General features: G+C 35.0%; 17 protein-coding genes. 4 read left to right on the forward strand and 13 right to left on the reverse strand.

The genetic code is table 11. The features are described 5' to 3' along the window. Positions 1-127: 127 nt before the first annotated feature. Positions 128-1,531, reverse strand: coding sequence for a sulfatase family protein (locus tag GJJ64_RS07365; protein WP_154287074.1), 1,404 nt, complete (start codon positions 1,529-1,531; stop codon positions 128-130). 3 nt (positions 1,532-1,534) lie between these two features. After that, on the reverse strand, positions 1,535-3,169 hold the full coding sequence (locus GJJ64_RS07370; protein WP_154287075.1) for a right-handed parallel beta-helix repeat-containing protein: 1,635 nt from the start codon (positions 3,167-3,169) through the stop codon (positions 1,535-1,537). 371 nt (positions 3,170-3,540) lie between these two features. On the opposite strand from GJJ64_RS07370, the gene GJJ64_RS07375 reads away from it, so the two are divergent. The 4 genes from GJJ64_RS07375 (at position 3,541) to GJJ64_RS07390 (ending at position 9,851) form a co-directional block, all read left to right on the forward strand. Then, positions 3,541-5,079 carry a sulfatase family protein gene (locus GJJ64_RS07375; RefSeq protein WP_154287076.1) on the forward strand — a complete coding sequence of 513 codons (1,539 nt, stop codon included), beginning with the start codon at positions 3,541-3,543 and terminating at the stop codon, positions 5,077-5,079. A gap of 242 nt (positions 5,080-5,321) precedes the next feature. Next, positions 5,322-6,821, forward strand: coding sequence for an autotransporter outer membrane beta-barrel domain-containing protein (locus GJJ64_RS07380; RefSeq protein ID WP_154287077.1), 1,500 nt, complete (start codon positions 5,322-5,324; stop codon positions 6,819-6,821). A 98-nt stretch (positions 6,822-6,919) separates the two neighbouring features. Then, the gene (locus tag GJJ64_RS07385; protein WP_154287079.1) at positions 6,920-8,956 is read left to right on the forward strand and encodes a glycosyl hydrolase; all 2,037 of its coding nucleotides are present in this window, start codon (positions 6,920-6,922) and stop codon (positions 8,954-8,956) included. A 10-nt stretch (positions 8,957-8,966) separates the two neighbouring features. Then, on the forward strand, positions 8,967-9,851 hold the full coding sequence (locus GJJ64_RS07390) for a glycoside hydrolase family 16 protein (RefSeq protein WP_154287081.1): 885 nt from the start codon (positions 8,967-8,969) through the stop codon (positions 9,849-9,851). A 284-nt stretch (positions 9,852-10,135) separates the two neighbouring features. Here the strand turns inward: GJJ64_RS07390 and GJJ64_RS07395 are convergent, their stop codons facing one another. The 11 genes from GJJ64_RS07395 to GJJ64_RS07445 form a co-directional block, all read right to left on the reverse strand. Next, positions 10,136-11,584: a sulfatase gene (locus tag GJJ64_RS07395; RefSeq protein WP_154287083.1), complete on the reverse strand. Its 1,449-nt coding sequence runs from the start codon at positions 11,582-11,584 to the stop codon at positions 10,136-10,138. An 11-nt stretch (positions 11,585-11,595) separates the two neighbouring features. Beyond that, positions 11,596-12,663: an alpha-L-fucosidase gene (locus tag GJJ64_RS07400; RefSeq protein WP_154287085.1), complete on the reverse strand. Its 1,068-nt coding sequence runs from the start codon at positions 12,661-12,663 to the stop codon at positions 11,596-11,598. Between the two features lie 103 nt (positions 12,664-12,766). Continuing rightward, entirely contained in the window at positions 12,767-13,972 is a 1,206-nt protein-coding gene (locus GJJ64_RS07405) for a glycosyl hydrolase (RefSeq protein WP_154287087.1), read from the reverse strand. 144 nt (positions 13,973-14,116) lie between these two features. Next, a complete protein-coding gene (locus GJJ64_RS07410; protein ID WP_154287088.1) occupies positions 14,117-15,670 on the reverse strand; it encodes a RagB/SusD family nutrient uptake outer membrane protein in 1,554 nt (517 codons plus the stop codon). Positions 15,671-15,675: 5 nt separating this feature from the next. Further along, on the reverse strand, positions 15,676-18,753 hold the full coding sequence (locus tag GJJ64_RS07415) for a SusC/RagA family TonB-linked outer membrane protein (protein ID WP_154287090.1): 3,078 nt from the start codon (positions 18,751-18,753) through the stop codon (positions 15,676-15,678). Between the two features lie 417 nt (positions 18,754-19,170). Next, positions 19,171-20,172 (reverse strand): FAD:protein FMN transferase, encoded by a 1,002-nt coding sequence (locus GJJ64_RS07420; protein ID WP_154287092.1) that lies wholly within the window; start codon positions 20,170-20,172, stop codon positions 19,171-19,173. 35 nt (positions 20,173-20,207) lie between these two features. Then, positions 20,208-21,170, reverse strand: a complete 963-nt coding sequence (locus tag GJJ64_RS07425) for a 2-dehydro-3-deoxygalactonokinase (RefSeq protein WP_154287094.1) — start codon at positions 21,168-21,170, stop codon at positions 20,208-20,210. A gap of 130 nt (positions 21,171-21,300) precedes the next feature. Further along, positions 21,301-22,449 (reverse strand): galactonate dehydratase, encoded by a 1,149-nt coding sequence (gene dgoD / locus GJJ64_RS07430; protein WP_154287095.1) that lies wholly within the window; start codon positions 22,447-22,449, stop codon positions 21,301-21,303. 13 nt (positions 22,450-22,462) lie between these two features. Continuing rightward, positions 22,463-23,086: a bifunctional 4-hydroxy-2-oxoglutarate aldolase/2-dehydro-3-deoxy-phosphogluconate aldolase gene (locus GJJ64_RS07435; protein ID WP_154287097.1), complete on the reverse strand. Its 624-nt coding sequence runs from the start codon at positions 23,084-23,086 to the stop codon at positions 22,463-22,465. Positions 23,087-23,095: 9 nt separating this feature from the next. Beyond that, positions 23,096-23,518 (reverse strand): RbsD/FucU family protein, encoded by a 423-nt coding sequence (locus GJJ64_RS07440; protein WP_154287099.1) that lies wholly within the window; start codon positions 23,516-23,518, stop codon positions 23,096-23,098. Positions 23,519-23,525: 7 nt separating this feature from the next. Continuing rightward, positions 23,526-24,821 carry an MFS transporter gene (locus GJJ64_RS07445; RefSeq protein WP_154287101.1) on the reverse strand — a complete coding sequence of 432 codons (1,296 nt, stop codon included), beginning with the start codon at positions 24,819-24,821 and terminating at the stop codon, positions 23,526-23,528. Positions 24,822-24,825 lie beyond the last annotated feature (4 nt).

Here is a 24,825-nt window from a genome sequence, read left to right on the forward strand (position 1 = left end):
CTAGAATTTTTACTCCAGGAGAGCATTAAAACATTTAATACTAACTAGAAATAAAAAACAGCGTCCTCAATAAGAGAGACGCTGTTGACATATAACAATAACCCACTAACAAATAATAAAACCAATTTTACTTATCAAAAACAAAACGTTTAGGGTGAAGCTCGTTATATTGTTTTTCTTGTGTTAAACCTAAAAATAAGGGCTCTTTCAATTGCCCATTCCAAACTTTCCATTGTTGCATAAGCTTATCAAAAGCTTGTTTATTTTCTTGATAAAGGTTGGCTTTTTCTGAAATATCTTTTAAGCTATTAAACAATTCTTGGTTGTGTGTTTCTGTTACTACTATTTTATGCTCTAAAGTTCTTACAGCAATTACACCTTTATCATAATTTCTCCAGAACAAATATTCGTGTGGCGCTTTTTTATTCTCTCCGTTTAAATAAGGCAATAAGTTAACACCGTCTAAAGGTTTTTCAGGATTAATTTTTGATTTAACAGTTGCGGCCACTGTAGCCAAAATATCTAGAGATATAACTGGTTTTTCATAAACAGTACCCGCCTTAATTTTTGCAGGCCATTGTATGGCAAAAGGCACTTTAATGCCTCCATCCCAAAAGTTAGATTTCTGGCCGCGTAGCGGGCCATTATCAGAGGCATTATCATTTTCTGGTCCTCCGTTATCCGAAAGGAAAACAACAATGGTATTTTTATCTAAACCTTTATCTTCTAATTGTTTAAGTACGGCACCAATACCATCATCCATGGCGCTAACCATGGCTGCATAAGTTTTTCTTTTTGGGTTTTGGATATGCGAAAATCTATTTAAATACTTACTGGTTGCCTGCAATGGGGTATGCGGAGCGTTGTAGGCTAAGTAAATAAAGAATGGTTTTTGCGCATTTTTATCTATAAAGCTAACCGCTTCTCTTGATAAAGCATCTGTTAGATATTCCTTTTCTTCAATAGGTGTTGTATTTCTTAATATCTTGGTTTTATATCCATCGTATTGTGTTTTAGCTTTAGTATCATCTTCTAAAGTCCACATTTCTGGCATGTAATGATGTCCACCTTCTAAAAAGCCAAAAAACTCGTTAAATCCTCTTTTTTGAGGATGTAAATCTGGGTGTGTACCTAAATGCCATTTACCAATTGCAGTACTATAATATCCATTTTTTTTTAGGATATCGGCCATGGTTTCTTCGGTTAATGGCAAGCCCATTTCAACATCTTGCGGTGCATATAACGGATTTCTTGAATAGCCAAACCTATCTTGATACCTACCTGTAATTAAACCTGCCCTACTTGGCCCACAAACCGCGTAAGTAACGTAGCCATTTGTAAATTTTACTCCATTTTTTGCAATGCGGTCTATATGAGGAGTGGGGATATCTTTACAACCGTTAAAACCAACATCCTGATAGCCTAAATCATCAGCCAGGATAACAATTACATTAGGTTTACTACTATTTTGAGCCTTTAGTTGTATAGCCAAACATAAAAGTAAAGCCCATAAAAACATAAATTTCCTCATAACCTATTTTTTAATTTCTATAGCGCCTAAATCGGGCTTACCTGTAATTTTATTTCCTAAAATATCATACTCAACCGCTAAACCTACTTCTAAACCAATAGCATCGCCATTAATTTTTTTAATCATGATGCCTTTATCTTTAATTAAAGTAGTGTTTGTGGGGATATAATCTTCTAACTTAAAACCACCTTTATTGGTGAATTTAGCATCTCCGTAAAGGGGCTTTGTATCCTGAATGATAGTTTCTTTGGGCCAGCTATTTTGGGTTAAGAATAAATTATTCTGGAAGAAACAGTTTTCAATATTTACTTGTGCAATACTTTCTGCCTTTAGCTGGTCGCCGGCAACAAATTTACTTTCTCCCTCTATATGAAAAATATTATTGGCTACCAAAACACCCGCTGCACTTGTAGCTACAGCAACCTGTGCTATCATTTCATTTTTGGTATAAATAGTATTGTTATAAATGTAACTATTAAAAGGCCCTTTGGGCTTCACTTTATCGCCAACGTATCCGCTTAACCAAAATATTTTACCTTCTTGGAAAGCACCATCTTTTCCTTTTATCCTATAACCATCGTTTACGCTGATGTTATAACGATACGCACAATTGTAATTATTACCTAAAATCTCGCAAAAACCTCCGGCGTTGTTTGCACTTAAATTATATTGGACAATGATGTTATTGCAGTTATAATCTATGTGGCATCCGGCAGAATCTCCGGGACCATTAGCATTCAAAAAAGCATTTTTTTCTATCACAACATCAGAAGTACCCCAAGTCCATAAACCACTTCCCCTACTCCAGTTTCTGCTATCGCTTCTACTGCCAGAACCATTAACACAATTACCACTTACCAAACCCTTTTTTACACCAGACATTTGCACACCTGGCCCGCCAACATGGGTAATTTTGTTATTTAACAATTTGATGTTTTTGATACTTTCTTTTCTTCCGGTTAGTTTTAATCCGGTGTGGCTTACATAAGATACGTCACAGTTCTCGACCAAAATATTTTCGAAAAATGCACCTTCTGTATCGTTTATAAAACGTATTCCCCAACCATATTTTTGGGTACCGTTTGCTGTTCTCACTTCATCTTTACCTCTGATGAAGCCCGGCTCTTCATAATAAACGTCTTTAACTATCAAATTTTTAAGGCTTATATCGCTATACTTACCTGCGATACTTGTATTTACTAATACGCCGCATCTCATATCAGGTAATTTACCATTGATGGCTTCAAGTTTACCACCATTAGCCGTAATAAAAAGATTACTTACTTGAATGAAGTTGCAATTTTGCAGAAGAATACCATTAGCAAAACCTTTTGCATCAATTTTAGCTTTTTCATCTCCATTAAAAGCATATGTTGATACTACAATAGGCTTAGCATAAGTACCGCTAATATTTTTCAGAATTAATGTCCCCTTAAAAGTAACTCCGCTTGCCAGTAGAATAGAATCTCCGGGATAAATATTTATATCAGCAATTTTAAATAGACTTTTAAAAGCGCTTTTTGGGGATGTACCATCATGGTTATCCTGCCCATCTTGAGCATTAAAATAATAGCTTTTCCCCTGTACGCACAAAATAGAGCCAAAGGAAATTAGTAAGCCAAGCAATAGTTTCTTCATTCTACAAATACCTAATATTATTATTGATCTTAACTATCCAAAAATATGGTAAACGTATGGCTCTAAAAGTAAAATTGCATTCAATTTAAGGGCGGTTCTGGTTCAAAAGAACCTAAAAAGAATGATTTTACCGAAACAACATATTATTTAAATGAAGCACTATCAACAAGCATAAAAGAAATAATTAAGAAAGATTAAAAAGCATCGATTAAAACGAGCTAAACTTATTTTTGACTTGTTTAGGTCGCCTTTTTGAATGCTTTATACCCAACGATAAGCTTACCGACTACTATTTTTGAGGTTTATAAACCGATTAAACTGCTTTAGACATTTAGTCTAACAGTCTTTTTAACGTATTTACCATATCAATTATGAAGAAATTCTTTTCTCGTTTTACTGTCGTGGCAGCTGTTATTTTTTTGTTGCCTCTTTTTATGAATGCACAATCTAAAAAACCTAATGTTATTATCATTTATGTAGATGATTTGGGTTATGGCGATTTAGGCGTAACAGGAGCAAAGGGTGTAAAAACACCAAACTTAGATAGAATGGCTGCAAACGGCTTGTTATTTACGGATGGACATTGCCATGCATCTACTTGTACACCTTCTAGATATTCTTTATTAACGGGGAATTATGCTTTTAGAAATAAAGCGGCTATTTTACCCGGAGACGCTCCAGCATTAATAACCGAAGGAACGCCAACTATAGCCAGTACTTTAAAAAGAGCTGGTTACCATACTGCCGTTATTGGCAAGTGGCATTTAGGTTTAGGTACAGGTAATATCAATTGGAATGGTTACATTAATATGGGGCCTAAAGAAATAGGTTTTGATTATAGTTTCTTAATCCCGGCAACGGGCGATAGAGTACCTACCGTTTATACAGAAAACCAAAGAGTTGTTAATTTAGATCCTAAAGACCCTATCCAAGTAAGTTACGAGAAAAAAATAGGCAACAGACCAACTGGAACAGAAAACCCCGAACTTTTAAAAATGAAAGCCGATTTGCAGCACAGCAATACCATTGTTAATGGCGTTAGTAGAATTGGGTTTATGGGAGGTGGCGAATCTGCACTATGGAAAGATGAAGATTTCTCTTTAGTATTTACACAGAAAGCAAAAGAATATATAACTGCCAATAAAAACAATCCGTTTTTCTTATACTTTGCTTTTCAGGATATACATGTACCTAGAGTACCACATCCGGATTTTGCTGGAAAAAGTAGCATGGGGCCACGTGGAGATGCTATTGTACAAATGGACCATTATACTGGAGAGTTAATAAAGACACTAGACAGTTTAGGTATTGCAGAAAATACATTAGTAATTTTTAGTAGTGATAATGGACCTGTTTTAGATGACGGATATGATGATAAGGCTGTTGAGATGCTAGGAGAGCATAAACCAGCAGGTCCATTTAGAGGAGGTAAATACAGCGCTTTTGAGGCTGGTACAAGAGTACCTACTATTGCTTACTGGCCTTCTAAAATCAAACCGGGTGTAAGCGATGCTTTATTTACACAAGTTGATATTTATCACTCGGTAAGTAAACTTGCTGGTATTAAACTAAACCATAATGAAGCTTTAGATAGCTTTGATGCCTTACCAGTTTTATTAGGAAAAGATAAAAAAGGCAGAAAATATATCATTGAAGAAGCTTTCACATTAGCTTTAAGAGTTGGAGATTGGAAATATATACACCCTGTGAGTATGTCTACACCACAATGGCTAGATCATAAAAAAGTTGAATCTGCTTTAAGTAAACAAGTACAGTTATATAACCTAAAAGCAGACCCAGCAGAAAAAAATAACATTGCCGCTAAGCACCCTAAAAAAGTAATAAAAATGCAGGCTTTGTTAGAAGAAATAAAGCAAGGTAATACAAGGAAAGCTCAGACCGTCCAATAATTTTTTAATCAGAAAATAAGATTGAAAGTAAAGCTACCAAAGCATTTGTATGGTTTTGTGGAGGTGGCTTTACAGCAATCTTTATTCAAATTGACAATCTATTATTAAAAGGGTTTCAGACCTCATTAGTCTCCTTAAAATGAGCCCATTGAAACCCTATTTTGAAATTGAAAGACCCTCTGGAGAATGAAATTCCATCTAATTTTAGCTAACCAAATTATAAAATCTTAAAAATTAGAATTATGAAAAAAATTTACTTATCATTTTTTTTAAGCTGTATTTTATATATCAGCAGTTTTGCGCAAACGCTTATTCCCCCTGCTGATGAGCTAGTCTTGCCTCAATATGCATATTTTGGAGGTACAGCTGCAAGTAGAGCCCCTTTAGCTACTAGATTGACCTTGAGAGGTCTAACTCCTAGTACAACTTATCGTTACATTGTGGGCTTATCTTCAACAGATAATATTACTACTGCTTTTGCGCCCGGTAGTTTTTGGAGAGTAAATAATGGCTCACCAGGAGCATCAGGTAACATAACAGGTTATACAACCCAAAAATTTGCTTTAAATGGTAATGAACTGAGTGGCGACCAAATTCAATTTGGCCCTACTAATTATCACGCTCGTTTTACTACAGATGCATCCGGAAATTATACTGGTTGGTTTCTTCTTGCCCCTGTAGGTAATAGTACGCAGCAAGCTATAAATTCAAATGCATATTTCTATATTCATTTATGTCTTAACTCTGCTCCTGTTTCCAATCCAACAATATCTTACAGAACAACAAATACAATTCAACTTCTAGATTATACTAATGACAATACTGGCTTATCTCCTTTAGTTGGTACAACAAGTAACATAGGAGACGAGAAATTTGTTCTTCTTTATAATAATGTTAATGGAACTGGAAGACCTTTATCTACCACTTATACTGAAAACGAAGGCATTAATATAACTGGTTTTACAACATGGTATACAGGTAATGTTGAAGGTACTTCAGGTAAATGGGGTGCTGTGGTGCCTAACAATACTGCCGTAAGAGCAATAAGGTTTTTTAATGCCTCTGATGGCTCAGAAATAGTAGTTGGTAATGGGACAGGAAACTCAAGTAGCGACGGAATATGGAACGGCGTTTCTACAATAATAAATACTGGATCAACTTCAACTCCTATTACCATAAATAGTATTGCGCCAACTACTTTACCAATTACTTTATCAAATTTCGCGGGTTCAGCTAATTTGAATGGCGTTAAATTAAACTGGACTACAGCTAGCGAAACTAACAACCAATATTTTGAAATTTTAAGAGCCGGAGAAGATAAAAACTTTGTAAGCATTGGTAAAGTTAATGGCTCAGGAAACTCGTCAACTTCAAAATCTTATTCTTTTGATGATTTTAATCCTGCAACTGGCAACAACTACTACCAATTAAAACAAGTAGATTTTGATGGTAAATCAGCATCATTTGCTCCTATAGCTGTTAGTTTTGGTTTAACAAGCAATAAAATTAGTTTATTAAGCTCTTCTGATTTGGCTGTAACTATAAGTATCTCATCTGCTACAGATAAAGAAGCTGTTATCTCTTATGTAGGTTTAGATGGAAAAATTATCTATCAACAAAAAACCTACTTAAAAGCAGGTTTAAATAGTATTACACTTCCTGTTAATAAATCTGCCGGAAATATTGGTATCATCAGCGTAAGCGCTAATAAAGAACAACAAAGTATTAAAATATCACGCTAGGTGAATTAAATCTCATTCTGAGCGAAGTTGAAGAATAAAATCAACTTCGCTCAATTTGGAATCTTAAAAAACTCTCATCTAAGACCAAAAAACCAACCATGGCTACTAACCGATTTACCATAAGACTGCTAAGTGCCTTAGCCATTATTACAATTTATTTTTTTAATACTAATTCTGTTTCTGCACAACTCAGAATTTATCAAGGTTTACAACAGACTGGAACTTTTGAGGATTGTGTGGTAAACACTATTTATAAAGGTACTACTATACCAGGAGGGCTAGATAATCAAATAGCATCTATCAGATTAACAAAAGGTTACATGGCAACCTTGGCAGAAAATGAAGATGGTACAGGTAATTCTTACCCTTTTATGGCTGTTACCAGTGATGTTTCTGTGAACCTAAATAGTAGTTTAAGAAATAAAGTTTCTTTTATAAGAGTACTACCTCTTAGAAATACGCTAAAAAAAGGTGCAGGTTTTCAAGATAATAATGTTATAAATCAATTAAATGTTTCTTGGTTTTATGATTGGGGACCAAATGATGTTACTACAACTACCAGAGAATATGCATTAATGGCTTGGGGTAGAAATGCAGCTAATACTACCAATGTAAATAACTATATCGCAAAAACAGACATTACACATTTATTATCTTTTAACGAGCCTGATAATATAGATCAATCTAATATCCCTGTTGCAGATGCCGTTCCGCTACACAGAAACTTACAAGCAACAGGTTACAGACTAGGCTCGCCAGCGCCTACTGAAAGCGAAGCGCAATCAAATAAATGGTTAGGAAACTTTATGAATTTGGCAAGCGCTAATAACGTAAGGGTAGATTATGTTGCTATTCACTGGTATGATTGGGGAAGTTGGTTGCAAACGGGAAACGTTAACCCTAATCCTCAGGATGTTTTTAACAGATTTAAATCTTATGTAAATAATATATACAACACCTATAAAAAACCCATCTGGATTACCGAGTTTAATGCAAACAGAAATACCAGCGAACAGACTCATATTGGTTTCATCAATTTAGCTCTTCCTTGGCTAGAATCACAAACTTTTATAGAACGTTATGCATATTTCTTTCCTCCGGCATTACAACCTGTAGATGTAAATGGCAATTTAACCCCAATAGGCACTGCTTATAGTAATTTTAGTGCCTCAACCCCCGCTATAACCACAAATGCTGAGGGTACGCCAAGTACAATTTCATTAGAAGCAGAAGATGCTACTTTAACAGGCGTAACAACAATAACAAACTGTACCTCTGGTTCTGGAGGTCAAATTGTTCCTGCTATATCTGGCACACAAAGAGTAACTTTTAATAATGTTTCTGTTGCTTCTGCAGGTAATTATAAATTGAAAATATTTTATTATTCTAAAGGAATTGCAAGAAATATTAACGTCAAAATAAATGCTAATCCAGTTTCTACAATAGCTATACCTGCAACATCTGGTTGGTGTTATGAAAATGTTTCGGCAGGTTCTTTTGAAACTACAGTAGCTTTATCCTCTGGAAACAATACTATAGAATTTTCTGAAGCCCCTATTCTAGATAAAATAGAAGTTATTGAGACTTTAGGCACCTTGCCCATTAGCTTAACAGATTTTAGTGCCGAGGTAAAAGATTACGGTATCAAATTAAACTGGCAAACTGCACAAGAAATAAATAACCAATATTTTGAGATTTTAAAAGCAGATACTCAGAATGAGTTTAAGGCCATCGCAAAAATTAATGGGGCTGGTAATACTAATAGCCCTAAATTTTATAGTTTCACTGATTTTAATCCGCAAATAGGTGCTAACTATTATCAATTAAAACAATATGATACTGATGGAAAATCAGAAAGTTTTGCCCCAGTTGCAGTAAATTTTGGCTTTAAAGCCGATGAATTAAAGCTTTTACAAAGTACAGAAACAAGTGTAAGCATAAGTGCAACTGCTTCAAAAACACAAAACGCCTTACTTTCTTATTTAGCTATAGATGGTAAAATTCTTTACCAAAAGAATGTAGTCTTACAAATTGGGTTAAATACATTTAATATTCCTGTATCAAAATCAAGCAGTGCCATTGGTATTATTCATTTAATTACTGATAGACAACAAAGCATTAAAATAGCAAGATAATATCCATACCATGAGCATATTAAAAAATACATTTTATACGGTCTTAATACTCATAAGTGCTTTTCAAGTTTATGGGCAACAAAATAGCGCTACGTTACCTGATTTCTCTGAGCCTAAACAGATAGAAGGCTATAAATTGGTTTGGAACGATGAGTTTAATAGAACTTCTAAACCTGATTCTAATTTTTGGCGACATGAGGTTGGTTTTAAAAGAAATCATGAATTACAGTGGTATCAACCAGAAAATGCTATTTGTAAAAACGGGGTGCTTACTATTACAGCCTTAAGAGAAAAAGTTAAAAACACTAAATACGAAGCAAATAGTACAGACTGGAGGTTAAACAGAAAAGAAGGTAACTACACTTCATCAAGTATCAATACCAGAGGCTTAAAATCATGGAAATATGGCCGTTTTGAAGTTAGAGCGAGAATTGATTCTACTAAAGGTTCTTGGCCTGCTATCTGGACATTAGGAGATAAAGGCCCTTGGCCTGCTAACGGCGAAATTGATATCATGGAGTTTTATATTAAAAACCAAAAACAAAGCATTTTGGCTAATGCGGCACATTTAGGTACACATCGTGAAGCAAAATGGAATAGTAAAGTTATCAGCTTAAGCTATTTTTTAGCTAAAGACCCAAAATGGCTAGAAAAATTTCATGTTTGGCGTATGGATTGGGATGAAAAAGCCATCAAAATTTATTTAGATGATGAATTGCTTAACGATATTGACATCACAAATACTAAAAACCCAGACGGATTTAATCCTTTTCACCAAGAGCATTATTTCTTACTTAATCTAGCTATTGGCGGAGAAAATGGTGGAGATCCAACATTATCTAAATTCCCTATCACTTATGAAGTAGATTATGTAAGGGTTTATCAGAAAAATTAAGTTTAATTACTAGTTTTCAGATTTTATCTTTGATTCCTGCTTTTATAATGTTGGTGTTCACGTCCTTAAACTTTAAAATTTTCAGGATGAGAAATTGGTTAAAACTGAGGTCTTACTTAAACAAAATTTCTATTTCCACTAAGTGTGATTCTGGATAATTATTACATTGATATGCTTTTCACATTTATTACTTTAATAAGTTTTTCATAAATCATTTAATATTTTAATATCAGAAATTCATACTGTTTTTATATTGATAAAACTAAACAGTATTGAAGTCTATCTTAATTCTTTTGATATACCGGGTTTTTGGTTGGGAATAATGCCTTTTCGCTTTTTAACCATCTGCTAAGTTCTTTTCCTAAGCTTTTGGCAATTTTAGGTTCTTTAGCTAACAAATTATTTCGCTCACCTATATCATCCTTCAAATTAAAAAGCTCTTCTTTGCCTGTTTCATACCAACGGATTAATTTCCAATCGCCTTTTCTAATGGCAGAGCCTGGGCTACCACCTTGGTTGCTATAATGCGGATAATGCCAAAACAAAGCTCGTTCTTTTAAATCTTCTCCTTTTAAAAGTGGTAAAAGATTGGCACTACCTGTATGTTGTTTAGGCATTAAAGGAAGTTTGGCTGCTGCAAGTAAAGTAGCATAAAAATCGTTACTTATCACCGGAGTTTCGGTTTTACTTCCTGCTTTGATAACTTTGGGCCATTTCATAATTAAGGGTTCTCTTATTCCGCCTTCATACAACCAGCCTTTACCTGCTCTTAACGGAAAATTTGATGTTGGCGTACCTTCATTAATAGCCAAACCACCATTATCAGAAAAGAAAACTATGATGGTATTGTCTTCTAAGCCTAAGTCTTTTAGTTTTTGCATTACCTTGCCCACGGCTAAATCCATACCCTCTACCACAGCGGCATAAGTAGCATGACTTTGGTTTAAACGTAGTTTAAATTTCCCTTCTAAGCCAAATTCATCTTTTAAACCCATAGCCTTTTTCTTAGCCTCGTATTTTTCTAGCAAATCTTTTCTTCCGGCTAAAGGATTATGTACCGAATAGAAAGATAAAACCGCAAAGAAAGGTTCTGTGCTATTGGCTTGTATAAACTGATTGGTTTCTGTAGCCAATCTATCCGGCAAATGCTCTCCTACAGGGCCATCAGTTAATCGTGGGTTTTTATAAGGAGAGAAATAACTCTTAGGGCTTCCGCTGTGATATCCGCCTTTATTGATATCAAAACCTTGATGCTCTGGCCAAAAATCTTCGGTTTCGCCCAAATGCCATTTACCTGCAAAAAAAGTTTTATAGCCCGCACTTTTTAAAGCCTCGGCAATGGTTACTTCTTTTAAAGGTAAATCTTCATGATATGCTGCCGATAGCAATGGGTTGTTAGCTTTTGTTTTAAGATTTGCCAATTCTTCATCGGGTTGCGGCGCACCAAACCAATTGGTGGCTTTTATACTGCTAGGATACTTACCGCTCATGATACTTGCTCTGGTTGGCGAACAAACTGGGTTTGCTGCATAGGCCTGCGTAAAAAGCAAACCATCTTGAGCCAGCTTTTTGATATTAGGTGTTTCGTAAAATTTGCTTCCGTAAGGTTCTGTATCTGCCCAGCCTAAATCATCAACCAAAAAAAATATAATATTAGGTTTAGTACCTTCTTGAGCCTGGGTAGCTAAACAGAAAACACTACATAAAGCAGTAATAATGGCATTTCTTTTCATGAGTGATTAGGCTATTTTTTATTATCGGCTTCCAACATCTTACCCACTTGTAACAAAATTTCTTTGCTTTTTTCTGGTACTTTCCCATCTCCATCCGGACCAATATTTAGTAAAAAGTTACCACCTTTACCATTAATATCTTGCAACATTTGGTAAACTTTTTCAGGAGATTTCCAGTTTGAATCGTTCTTTTTAAAGCCCCAATTATCGTTTAAAGTGTAGCAAGCTTCCCATTCATAATCAACTGCACTATCAAAGTGAAATTGTTCTGGTGTACCGTAATCTTTGGTAAATGATTTTCTTTTGGCTACCCTGTTATTGATGATGATGTTGGGTTTTAATTCTCTAATATAGGTATACAAATCTAAACCATCTTCTAAAGTCCACCAGCCAACCCAATCTCCATCAAACCATATCAAATCAGTATTGTAAAGGTCTATTAACTCTTTAACCTGATTTTTCATGTAGTTAACATAAGCAGTTTTTTGCCCTTGTTTCATGATGTTGTTAGCCCAAGGCCATTCATCATCTTTACCTTTGTTAACACTATTTTTTTCTTGAGACGGATGATGCCAATCAAAAAGGCTGTAGTAAGTACCAAATTTAATACCGTGTTTACGGCAGGCATCGCTTAGTTCTTTTAAGATATCTCTTTTAAATGGCGAATTACCGACATCAAAACTGGTGTATTTGCTATCCCAAAGGCAAAAACCTTCGTGATGCTTAGTTGTTATCACGATATATTTCATCCCAGCTTTTTTAGCCAGTTTTACAATAGCCTCGGCATTAAAATCTTTTGGATTAAAATGGTGTGCTAATAAGGCATATTCTTGTGGAGAAATATCAGCGTTAGCTTGTAACCACTCTGCGTATTTAGGAATACTTTCTCCTTTCCAAACCCCACCTAATTGGCTGTATAGCCCAAAATGAATAAACATACCATATTTGGCATCTTTAAACCATTTCATCCGAGTATCAAACTCTTCTTTAGTTTCTTGTAAGGGAGCTTTTTGCTGGGCGGATGTGAGTTGTATCGTGATTATAAAAGTCAGGATGACCATTAGGAAGTTTTTTTTCATAAAATATGGCTTACTTGATATGATGAGGGTTTTAATTACACTCAAATAAAAAATGGTTCAAAAACAAAAAGTATTGTTTTTTGAACCATTAAAACTGGAAGTATTATCTAGGAACTATATTAGCGCTAAATGATGGTACTGAAGTAATATCAGACCAAGTTTGTCCTATAGGAGTTAAAGTATGATTAGGTGCACCAGAAGATACAGGGTGCACAGCAGGGAAGAAATAAGCATAGCGCTCTACATAAGGTAATGTATTGAGGTATGCCGCAGATTCTCTCATAAAAATTTGATGTACATCGGCAGTTCTATTAGGATTACAATTGTATTCTGTAAACCATAAAGTTTGATTAGGATACGCTGCTCTTACTCTTTCTATATAGTTTTTAAATCTGTTTAAAACGGCAGCAGCGGTAGCTTCTGGAGTAGATAAATTATTTCTTTCATTACCCCAATCGTACCAGTGTAAAGCAATAACATCTACTCTAAGTTTTTGTGCAGTTGCAGCTGCCATAAATCTTGGTAACCAATCTGTAGGGTCAAGAGCATTATCTTGCTCTACTGCTGGCGAACACATTCTTAAACCTGTTTGAAGCATCAATCTATACCTTGAAATAGCTGTATCTATATCAGGTATGTTAGATTGATTTCTATTATCAGGCTCATTAAATGATAAATAATGATCTATATTTTTTCTTGCTATAAAATCAAGAGCAGTAGCTGTAGTAGCAGAGCCTTTTCCCCAAGTCATAGGCACATGTTGCTTATTTGGTGCAGAAAAAGGATTTAAACTCCAATTGTAATACCATGCACTATTTATAGCATTAATATCATTTGCTACGACAAGACCAAGCCCTTTTTTTTCAACATTATTTATTGGTACAAATCTTACGAAGGAGACTTTATCTACCAGTCTTTGCGGCAGATTTGCTCTAATATCACTTACAGCAGCTACATAACAAATAGATTCTCCTGTACCATTCTGATTCTCAGCCAGAACTGCCATATAACCTCTTGGTATGTTAATAGATTTAATTTTATCATTGTAAGTAGCTGGTAGAGATTTAAAATTAATTGTACTTTGGCCACCAGAGGTATAGACAAAATATTCTTCTAAATCAAACTTTGGATTGGCTAAATTAGTGCCTTGTGAAATAGTTAAACCAGTAGTAACTGTAGAAGTTGGCGGTACTTCATCTGTTGGAGGAACTACAGGCGCTTTTCTCACCTCTGCTTCTTTCTTAGAGCATGAAATAGCTACTATGCTAACTAAGCCCAATAAAATAAATGAGAGTTTTAAATTTTTCATATCAATTTTATATTGGTTTACAATAAGATTAAAACATCTGTTTAGAGTTCAATCCATGAGATTAAACTCTAAACAGATTATACAAAGAGATATTAGGTTTCAAAATTCCTGAGAGTAACTCATTTTCCACCTACTTATACTTTACTATTGCCATGCAGGATGCTGTACTAAAAACTGGTTAGCCTCAATCTCTGTCTGCGGAATAGCGAAAATCTCTGATTTTTTACCTTCATAAAGAGGAGCATAACCAGGAACATTATCTGCCGCCGCTCTAGCTACTGCTTGCTGCATTTCGCCCCAACGTTTTAAGTCAAAAAATCTTAGACCCTCTAAAGCTAACTCAACACGTCTCTCGCGTCTTAAGATAGTTCTATAATCTTCTTGTGTTAATACGGCATTATTAGCCCCCTCTACTTGTGCTATAGATGGCATACTCACCCTTGCTCTTACTTGATTAATTAATGGAGCTGCCTCTGCTGATCTGTTTAATTCAATCAAAGCTTCAGCTCTCATCAATAAAACATCAGCCCATCTAAGCACAATGAAATCTTGTCCTCCAGGATTAAATGGTCTTATACCGGTGGATGACGGACCGTTTCTTATATACTTCTTACGGGCATAACCAGTAGCTGTATTTCCTGCAAAAGTTCTTAATGGACTTGTTAACCAAACATCATTTCTGAAATAAACAGTAGCAAGAAGTCTTGGATCTCTATTAGCCTTTTCGTTTGCTGGATTAAACAACGGAGAGGTAGTAATAGGTCTACCATCTGTACAATAGTATTCTCTTACTAAATTTCTCATTGGCTGTTCATTAACTCTCGGAATACCCTCAAAAGTTGCAGAAAATAGCTCCCCATTACTAGAAATTGCATCTTGAAAAAATCTTACAGAAAACACAACTTCTCTAGAAAGCTCCCCATCTTCTGTAAATAATTGTGCATAACTAGTATTTAAAGAGTAACCTAAAGACAACATTTGTTGTGTTGCATCTAAAACTCCTTGATAATTTTTATTGTAAAGTTCAAACCTAGCTAATAAACCTAATGCAGCACCTTTTGTAGCATAACCATATTCGGCTGATGGATAACTAGTTGGTAGGTCAATTGCTGCCGCTTTTAAATCTTTAACTACCTGCTCTGCAACTTCTGTATATGTATTTTTAGGAACGTATGCTTCATCTAAACTTTGTACTTTTAATATTAAAGGAACATCCGCAAAATAGATAGCCAAATTCATGTAGAATAAAGATCTTAAGAATAAAGCTTGAGCTAGAAGTGTTTTCTTACTTTCAGCTGATATTTTTGATAAAGGTATTTTTCCAATATTTTCTAGAGCTAAGTTAGCTCTTGCTATACCCCTATAACTGGAGTTCCATAAACCGTTAAAGAAACCTTTGCCTGGGTCCATATTACGTACCATGTAATCTCCAGGTCCTTCATATCTATAATTATTAAAAGCGTTGTCTCCAAAACAATCATACATGGGTAAACCTGCCGCATTGGTTACGTTTAATGTCCCGCTGTATTGAGGTCTATCTTGTAAAGCATCGTAAATAGCATTAATGCCAAGTTTTGCTTCGGCTTCATTTTGCCAAAAGCTAGCTGAGGTAACAGCAACTAAAGAGCTTCTTTCTAAGTAGCTTTCTTTACATCCCGCAAGGGCAAAAAACAAGCTAACTATTAATGTCTTTTTCATACCTATTAAAATTTAAGGTTTAAACCAAATGAATAAATTTTGTAAAGAGGGGTTAATCTATCTGTAGCTCCACCTCTTTCACGCTCTGGATCAAAATTTTCTAGCTTCGTGAAGGTTAAGATATTTTGTCCGCTTAAATAGAATCTAAGTCTAGATATTCCGTATTTTTTGGTTAATATTGATGGAATAGTATAACCCAATTCAAGATTTCTTAATCTTAAGAAAGAAACATCTTGTACATAAAAATCAGAAATAACAGTATTATTAACACCACCTAAACGTGGTAATTCTGTTGATGGGTTTTCTGGTGTCCATCTGTTAAGCCAATAAGATAATCCGTTATTTCTATCATCTGGCATTGGTTGTTGACCGTTACTATTTAAAATACGATCTAGACCATGTACACCTTGAAAAGTTACAGCTAAATCTATCCCTTTATAATTGAAGTTACCACTAAAACCATATAACCATGATGGGTATGGATTACCAATTACTGTTCTATCAAAAGCATCAATAACACCATCTGGTACACCAGCAGGTCCTGATAAATCTGCATATCTAAAATCTCCGGGGCGTGTTAATGGAGAACCAAACTGTCTTGGTGCATTTGCTACCTCATCATCTGTTTGGAAAATACCCTCTACTTTATAGCCATAATAAGCGTTGAATGGCTGTCCTATTCTAATAATGTTATTACCACTAATAGTTTCAACCCCTCTAAAACCTAAACTCGTAACCTTATTATCAGCAAATTTTGAAACGTTACCACTTAAAGTGTAATTAAACTCATTTATTTTTCCACGAAAACTAAAGTTTGCCTCAATACCTTCGTTAACCATATTAGCTGCGTTTTGCGCAGACAAACTGTTTACACCAATAGTAGACGGAATTGGAAAATTACTGTATAATACCTCAGAACTACTTCTTCTAAAATAATCTGCAGAAACTGATAATCTATTTTTAAATAAATCAGCATCAAGACCAATATCAAATTGTTCCACTTGTTCCCAAGAGATATTTGGGTTAGAAAGTCTTGTTAATGCTACGCCTGGTACTACTGAGCTTCCAACATAATAATCTAAATTAGTGTTTAAGTATTGCTCATAAATATAATTATCTATGTTGTCGTTACCTGTAATACCCCAACTACCTCTTAACTTTAGTTCAGATAACCAAGTAAAATTCTTCATGAAACTTTCTTCTGAAATTCTCCAACCCGCAGAAGCCGATGGAAAATTACCGTATCTTCTATTAGGCCCAAACCTAGATGACCCATCTCTTCTAAAGTTAACCTCAACTAAATACTTACCTTTATAAGCATAATTAACTCTAGAGAAGAAAGATTGTAATGATTCCTCATTAGCACCACCTGCTACTGAAGGGTTTAAGACGCCACCTGCGTTAAATTCTTGTAATAAGTCTGATGGAAAACCTTGTAATGAACCGCTAAATGAATCACTTCTACCATAAATAACAGAATGACCGGCTAATACACTAACATCATGATCTTTGTTAAAAACTTTAGCATATCTTAAAATATTCTCATTTAACAATCTATAGTTAAGATCTGTGCTATTAGATAAAGTATTATTTCCCGGAGCAGAAACAATGTCTCCGTTAAAATCAACAGTAGTAAATCTAGGTGTGAAATTAGACACCATTCCATAATTTAGATTGATAGCGCCACTAGTCTCAAAAGATAAATTTTTAGTAATATTTGCTTTTACACCTATTCTTTCAGCAATGTTTATATCATCATTCGTATGATCTCCTAATTGGCCGGTTCTTAATGGATGGTTAATAGGATAACTAAAATTTACATTTTGATAAGAACCATCCACTGTACCGAATTCACCAGAAGAGTAATAAACAGGTATAGTAGGTGCAGATCTTTGGAATTGATTGATGATACCAGTTTCACCTGTTATAGCACCAGCACCACCAGAAGGTCCTCTAAACTTGGTCCAATAAGTATTGGTAACGTTTGAAACTGTTAGCCAATTCTTTAATTTAGAATTGATATTTAAACTTAAGTTAAATCTCTCATTCTCAAACTTACCTCTTACAACCGCTTCTTGATTTAAATAACCTAAAGAAACTCTAAAGGTAGTTTTGTCGTTTCCACCTGCAAAAGATAAATAATGGTTTTGTATTGGGGCAGTTCTTAAGATAACATCAGACCATCTAGTATTAGAATACTGGTCTGGATTAGTACCATCAATAATAGCTTGAATATTAGCAGGAGAGTATCTTATAGGGGCATTTGCTCCATTCAAATTAATATCTCTTTCATTTCTTAAAATAGCATAATCAACTGCGTCTAAGTATTCTGGTACAACCGTTACATTTTGAAAACCTTGGTAAACATTATAGCTTACATCCAAAGCTCCGCTCTTACCTTTCTTTGTAGTTACTACTATTACTCCATTAGCTCCTCTAGCACCATAAATTGCACTAGCAGAAGCATCTTTTAATACAGAAATAGTTTCAATATCTGAAGGGGCTAAATTATTGAAAGCTCCTAAACCACTGTATTGGATATCATCAATGACTACAAGTGGATTAGAATTCCCAAAAGTACCAATACCTCTAATAATTACTGACGAAGCATCTGCACCAGGAAGTCCACTACCTTGAGTTAACTGAACACCAGAAAATTTACCATACATCAATTGTGCTGAATTAGTAACTGGAGTGTTTACAGCACTATCCAAACGTAATGTTTGTACAGAACCTGTAAGATTCACTTTTTTCTGTGTACCATAACCTACAACCGCAATCTCATCTAATACAGTATTAGATGAACGTAGCGAAACAGATAAATTTGTTTGGTTACCTACAGTAACAGTTTTACTATCAAAACCAATAAAAGAAAAAATCAAAATATCTTCTGGCTTAGCCGATATTTTGAAATTACCATTTACATCTGTTAAAGTTCCAGCATTTGATTTTGAGATTTTAACACTTACCCCGGGTAGAGGTAGTTTATCGTCGTCTGAAACGACTTTTCCGCTAATAACTTTTTGTGCCACTGAGGCCAAACTAGAAATTAACAGCAATACTAAGAAAGTATAAAACTTCATACGAAAATTAATTAGTTTACAATCGAGTTTAATTGGTTGATGTAAACCTATCAATAGTATTTCAATCCGTTAGTATGAGTTAAATAGATTGATATAAATTACACCCGCTTTTGAATAGAAACAACCCCTTCATCCATCTCATTACCTAGACCTAGAGCCCATTTATTTAGGAAACTGTTTAAGTAGCATCCTCTATAAAAGGACAAGAAAGAGCCATGTCAAGTATTTATTAGAAATTAACAAGTAAATAATAGGGTATTTATAGGAACATAACAGGTTAATTAACCTTATAACAACCCTGTTATAACCCTGTTAGCACCCTGTTAGTACCCTGTTAGTACCCTGTTAGCTATAGATTTAGACATCATAATACACAGGCTTTCTTGGCTAAAGAAAACAACATAAACTTATAGTCAATTAAGGCGCTAGGAGCTTGTAAAATCCAGTTGTAGCGGTATCTTTTAGTAGACCTTGCTGTTGGTAAATAAAAAATGCTTCTAAGTGTGGATGTTTTTTTAAAAAGCGAAAAGCTTCTTCTATATCCATCCCCATCAAAACATTATCATAGGCATCAGCAAGCATTGCCGTTTTAGCATAAACTGTTACACTTATATTCTTACTTTTAATAGAATAACCTGTTTTAGTATCTATTAAGTGTGTTTGCTTTAAACCTTTACTTTCTATGAATTTACGGTAGCTTCCAGAGGTGGTTATAGCACCTTTTTTAGGGACGATAATTTTTTGTAAAGATGTTTCTTTTAGACTTGGTGATTCTATGCCTATTTTAGGATAAGAGCCATCAGGTTTTTTACCTTTTATCCTTAGCTCACCACCTATTTCTACAATATAATTCCTGATACCTTTATGCTCTAAAAAATCAGCAAGAACATCAACCGAATAACCTTGCGCAATCCCGTTCACATCAATTTTAACTAACGGATTCGTTTTTACCAAGCTATCCCCTTTGATGGTAATTTGCTGATAACCTACATGCTTTAATATGCTTTTGATGGTCAAGCTATCTGGTATAGTTTGTTTCTGCTTTCCTAAAAAGCCCCATGCTTCTATTAAAGGATAAACAGTAATATCAAACGCCCCTTGTGAAGCTTGAGCTACTTTCTGAGCTTCTTTCACCACTTTATGCAGATGCTTATCTAACAAAACACCTCTTTTGCTAAAGTTAAATTGGCTGATGAGGGATGTATCGTGATAAACGGATAAGGATTGGTTCAATTCTGCCAAAATAGCTTCAATTTCTTCTTCAGAAACTAATGCTTTAGATGCATAATATTTTACAGAATAGGTAGTACCTTGGGTATAGCCATGAATCTGGTAAGTTTCTAACATCTTTTGCTTAGGCACAAAAGAAGAACAGATTAATGCTAATAAAAAAAGGTAGTATTGAGTTTTAAATATCATCCATCTTATTTTCAGACTTTGAAAATAAGGATTTTCTATTGGTAATGAAGCATATAAAGCTGATAATGACCATTAATAATAGCTTCATCAACACTTTTCTGAGACACTTGCTGTCCTAAACCTAAAGTTTCTAAGGCTAACAAGTAGCTCTCACTTAAGATACCAGAAGACAATAAAGTTATTGCCTTTTCTGTTCCTTTTAATTCTTTTAGTTCGGCACCAATTAATAAGCCACTCAAATAGTAATAATTACTCTCTTTACTAAATTTATTAAACAGCTGGTTGGTTCTTACCCAAAACATAGCATGCAGTAAATTAGCTTTAAAGCTATCTAAAACACCTTGTTTAAAGGCTGCTGTATTTTCATCATCTGTTAAAACACCTTGTTTTTCTACTGTGGTTGATAAGATACTTTGACTACTTAATAAGCTAAAAAGTTCTCCCGTCATATAAGTAGAGAAGCCTACAGCTTTATCATCAACAGTAAAAACGTGTTTAGAATGTGTACCTGGTATAATAAAAACTTGCTCTTTAAGTCTTTTATCGGGTTGGCAACCTACTAGTTGTATTTCTTCTCCTCTAATAACATCAGCATCAGAACAAACGCCAGATACTAAAGTAAAAGAATGCGAAAAGTCTTTGGTAGCTTGAAAATGTGTAACCTTTAAATCGGCACCGTTTAAAGAAAAAGGAAGCTTTTTGTAAGGAAGCTCTTGCATACCAACCGTAGAAGATGCCATACCAGAAATAATAATTGGTAGCCCATCTAAGCTTTTACCAAATTCTAAACTAATTTTATCTATATTTTCTTTTAAGAAGGAAAGATAAAAATCTGTTCTTCTATCAGTATCAGCCCCTGCGGCTTTCCATTTCTGGAATAAGATAGCGTTACCTTCTGCATTGCTTACTTCAGCTAAAGTATTTAAACCGTATGCATCTATCAAACGTAGTCTGAAAGATGATGTACCCCAATCGCAACTTAAAAACAAATTATTCATGTGTTAGAATTAGAAAAAGAAGGAAATCAAAAATGTACATCTTACTGAAAGAAGATTAATTAAACCAAACCAATGAATACACCCTTCAAACAATGAACGCTTATGACTCCTTCTTTTTATCTTTTAATGATTACCACTCTGCTATGCTTCCGTCCTGATGACGCCAAACGGGGTTTTTCCAATTATGGCCAACATTTGCCATAGCTTTTACGTGGTCTTCATTTATTTCTATACCGAGGCCTGGTCCGTCTGGTATTTTAACATAACCATCCTCATACTTAAATACATTTTTATCAACGATATAATCTAAAATATCACTACCCTGATTGTAGTGGATACCCAAACTTTGCTCTTGAATAAAAGCATTGTAACTGGTGGCATCTACTTGTAAGCAAGCAGCTAAAGCTATAGGGCCAAGTGGGCAATGTGGCGCAACCGCAACATCAAAAGCTTCGGCCATAGAGAATATTTTTTTACACTCTGTTATACCACCTGCGTGGGATAAATCTGGCTGAATGATATCTGCATAACCACCAATTAATAAATCCTTAAAATGCCATCTTGAGAACATACGCTCTCCAGTTGCGATAGGAATAGAGGTTAAGTTGGCAATTTCCCTTAATGCTTCGTTATTTTCTGGTAAAACAGGTTCTTCAATAAACATCGGCCTGTAGGCTTCTAACTCTTTGGCTAAAATCTTAGCCATAGGTTTGTGTACCCTACCATGAAAATCTATACCTATACCAACAGCCGGTCCAACAGCATCTCTAACGGCGGCAATACGAGCTATGGCAGCATCAATTTTATCGTAAGTATCTATGATTTGAAGCTCCTCGGTAGCATTCATTTTTACTGCCTTAAAGCCTTTATCTATCATTTCTTTGGCTGCTGTACCTACTTCAGCTGGGCGGTCGCCACCAATCCAAGAGTATACCTTCATGGTATCACGAGCTTTACCACCTAATAGTTGATAAATTGGTGTATTATAGAACTTACCTTTTATATCCCAAAGTGCTTGGTCTATACCAGCAATAGCACTCATTAAAATAGGGCCACCACGATAAAAACCTGCTCGGTACATCATATTCCAATGGTCTTCTATATTTTGAGGGTCTTTACCGATTAAGCCTTCCATTAATTCTATAACAGCCGCTTTAACTGTAGCTGCTTTACCTTCAACAACGGGCTCGCCCCAACCCACAATACCTTCGCTAGTTTCTATTTTAAGGAATAACCATCTTGGTGGAACTTGATATAATTCGTAACCTGTAATTTTCATTTTAATATTGATATTATTGAACAGCTTCTATAAACTGCTTAGCTTTTGAAGTTAATTGCTTTAAATATTCATCATTTATGGTTTGCTTAGCATCAACCAAAGAACTTCCTATTCCATAAGCCACAGCACCAATTTTCTTAAACTCTTTGATATTATCTAAACCTACACCTCCGGTTGGCATGATAGGAATTTGAGGTAAAGGCCCTTTTACATCTTTGATATAAGCTACACCTGCACTTGCTGGAAAAACTTTTACAATATCGCCGCCCCAGGCGTAAGCATTTAAAATTTCTGTTGGTGTATAAGCTCCAGGAATACTTACAGCACCATGTCTTCTGGTCATGTGTATGGTATTGATATCTACCGTTGGCGATAAAATAAACTTCGCCCCAGCGTAAATTGCTGCTCTAGCAGATTCTGGATCTAATACCGTACCTGCACCTATTAAAACTTTATTTCCAATACTATCTGCCAATTGCTCTATAACTTGTAAGGCTTTAGGTGAGTTTAAGGTGATTTCTAAAATTTTCACACCTCCTTCTGCTAAAGCGAAAGCCACATCTTTAGCCTTATCGGCAGAAACGCCTCTAATAATGGCTACTATTTTATGTTGATATATATGATTTAAGGTTTGCATGATGCTAATTTATTCTGGCCTAATTACTCCTATTTCTAAAATAATATTGGCAAATCTTCTAACCTCTGCTGTTGCTATAGCTAAGCAAACATCAGGTGTTTTGGCAATATCATAAAACTCATATCTTTTTAAAGCTTCAAATGAAGTATCCTCATCAAGAATTTGTTTAAATTCATGGTGGATAGGTTGTGGTGTTTCATCTGGAGGGTTCATGATATAAGCTTTCTCTACTGGGATAAAGTTTTTAATCACTTTTAACACATCAATAACATTTAAAACACCTGGCGTAAGATTTAAGTAAACCTTTTTTGCTGTTTGGGGTGTACATGTACTTACTGGAAAATTACCATCAGAAATTAAAATTTTAGAACCATGTCCGTTTCGGCCTAGTTCCATTAATATTTCAGGATGTAGTAATTGTGTTTTTAACATGGCAAATTTAATTTGATTGATTTTCTTCAGGATTATCTTGATTTACATAAGCATGCAATTCTTCATCTCTTACCAAAGGCCCTATAACAAAAAGCACCACACATAAGCCTAAAAGTGCTAATACTCCATAACCTATGAAAACCGTATTGTATGCCGATGAGTAGCCGTATGCATCAGAAAAATTCTTAACCGTTACACCAGATATAGATTGAAAGATAGCTCCGCCTAAACCAGAACCAACACTTGCCAAACCCCAAACAGAAGCTGTTGCATTTTTTGGAACAACATCAGCAGGGAAAGCCATAGAGTTAGCGGTATAAGAAGAGTAGCCAAAGCCTGCTACTGCTAAAACAGCTATTGCAATTGCTGGTGAGGTGATAATAAGCGGACCTAATATTAATGAGCCAGCAGTCATCAGCCCGAAAATAGTAACAGCTAATTTTCTTGCCCTAGGTACAGCCATACCTCTTTTAATTAAGGTTTGAGTAAATAAGCCTCCTAAAATATTTCCAAAATCGGCAGAAATAAAAGGTATCATAGCAAACCAACCTATGGTAGTTAAATCCCATCCATGAACATCAACTAAATAACGTCCTATCCAAAATGTGATGAAATACCATACAGGGTCCATCAATACTTTAGATAAAGTAAAACCCAATACAAATTTGTTTTTGATGAGTTTTTTAGCCGGGATGGTTCTTAATTTGGTTTCTTCTAAAGCTTGTTTTGGGGTATAATAAGTAAACCAGAAAGCAATAAGCCATAAATAACCTAAAGAACCTACAATAATAAAAGTAGCTTTCCAGCCATAAACAGTACCCAAAAATGCAATTAATGGTGGCGCAACAACAGCACCTATAGCAGAACCACTGTTAAAAATACCTGATGCAGTAGAACGCTCGCTCTGCGGAAACCACTCACTAGTTAGTTTAATAGCTGATGGCCAGTTACCTGCCTCACCAATACCCAAAAAGAAACGGGCTAAACCAAAATGCCAAGGTAATCTTGCTAAAGCGTGTAACATGGCAGCGGTAGTCCAAAAAGCCATGCAGATAGAATATCCTAATTTGGTTCCTAACTTATCTATGGCGAAGCCAGAAAAACCGTTTGAAACCATGTAGGCCACAAAAAAAGCAGTGGTAATATATCCAAAAGCATCATCAGGAATGAGCTCTCTTAAAGCTCCTTCGGCACTTAAATAATTAAAAGCCAAACGGTCTATATAATTTAAAACGGTAGCTAAAAACGCAAAGCCTATCATGACCCAGCGCATTTTAGATGGCTTAAAAGTAGTATCTGTCATTAGT

Source organism: Pedobacter puniceum, assembly GCF_009674685.1.
Taxonomy (GTDB): Bacteria; Bacteroidota; Bacteroidia; order Sphingobacteriales; family Sphingobacteriaceae; genus Pseudopedobacter; species Pseudopedobacter puniceum.

Excerpts from the sequence above, each read along its gene's own strand:
- GJJ64_RS07365 (WP_154287074.1), bottom strand. The coding sequence starts at position 1,531 with ATGAGGAAATTTATGTTTTTATGGGCTTTACTTTTATGTTTGGCTATA.
- GJJ64_RS07370 (WP_154287075.1), bottom strand. The coding sequence starts at position 3,169 with ATGAAGAAACTATTGCTTGGCTTACTAATTTCCTTTGGCTCTATTTTG.
- GJJ64_RS07375 (WP_154287076.1), top strand. The coding sequence starts at position 3,541 with ATGAAGAAATTCTTTTCTCGTTTTACTGTCGTGGCAGCTGTTATTTTT.
- GJJ64_RS07380 (WP_154287077.1), top strand. The coding sequence starts at position 5,322 with ATGAAAAAAATTTACTTATCATTTTTTTTAAGCTGTATTTTATATATC.
- GJJ64_RS07385 (WP_154287079.1), top strand. The coding sequence starts at position 6,920 with ATGGCTACTAACCGATTTACCATAAGACTGCTAAGTGCCTTAGCCATT.
- GJJ64_RS07390 (WP_154287081.1), top strand. The coding sequence starts at position 8,967 with ATGAGCATATTAAAAAATACATTTTATACGGTCTTAATACTCATAAGT.
- GJJ64_RS07395 (WP_154287083.1), bottom strand. The coding sequence starts at position 11,584 with ATGAAAAGAAATGCCATTATTACTGCTTTATGTAGTGTTTTCTGTTTA.
- GJJ64_RS07400 (WP_154287085.1), bottom strand. The coding sequence starts at position 12,663 with ATGAAAAAAAACTTCCTAATGGTCATCCTGACTTTTATAATCACGATA.
- GJJ64_RS07405 (WP_154287087.1), bottom strand. The coding sequence starts at position 13,972 with ATGAAAAATTTAAAACTCTCATTTATTTTATTGGGCTTAGTTAGCATA.
- GJJ64_RS07410 (WP_154287088.1), bottom strand. The coding sequence starts at position 15,670 with ATGAAAAAGACATTAATAGTTAGCTTGTTTTTTGCCCTTGCGGGATGT.
- GJJ64_RS07415 (WP_154287090.1), bottom strand. The coding sequence starts at position 18,753 with ATGAAGTTTTATACTTTCTTAGTATTGCTGTTAATTTCTAGTTTGGCC.
- GJJ64_RS07420 (WP_154287092.1), bottom strand. The coding sequence starts at position 20,172 with ATGATATTTAAAACTCAATACTACCTTTTTTTATTAGCATTAATCTGT.
- GJJ64_RS07425 (WP_154287094.1), bottom strand. The coding sequence starts at position 21,170 with ATGAATAATTTGTTTTTAAGTTGCGATTGGGGTACATCATCTTTCAGA.
- dgoD (WP_154287095.1), bottom strand. The coding sequence starts at position 22,449 with ATGAAAATTACAGGTTACGAATTATATCAAGTTCCACCAAGATGGTTA.
- GJJ64_RS07435 (WP_154287097.1), bottom strand. The coding sequence starts at position 23,086 with ATGCAAACCTTAAATCATATATATCAACATAAAATAGTAGCCATTATT.
- GJJ64_RS07440 (WP_154287099.1), bottom strand. The coding sequence starts at position 23,518 with ATGTTAAAAACACAATTACTACATCCTGAAATATTAATGGAACTAGGC.
- GJJ64_RS07445 (WP_154287101.1), bottom strand. The coding sequence starts at position 24,821 with ATGACAGATACTACTTTTAAGCCATCTAAAATGCGCTGGGTCATGATA.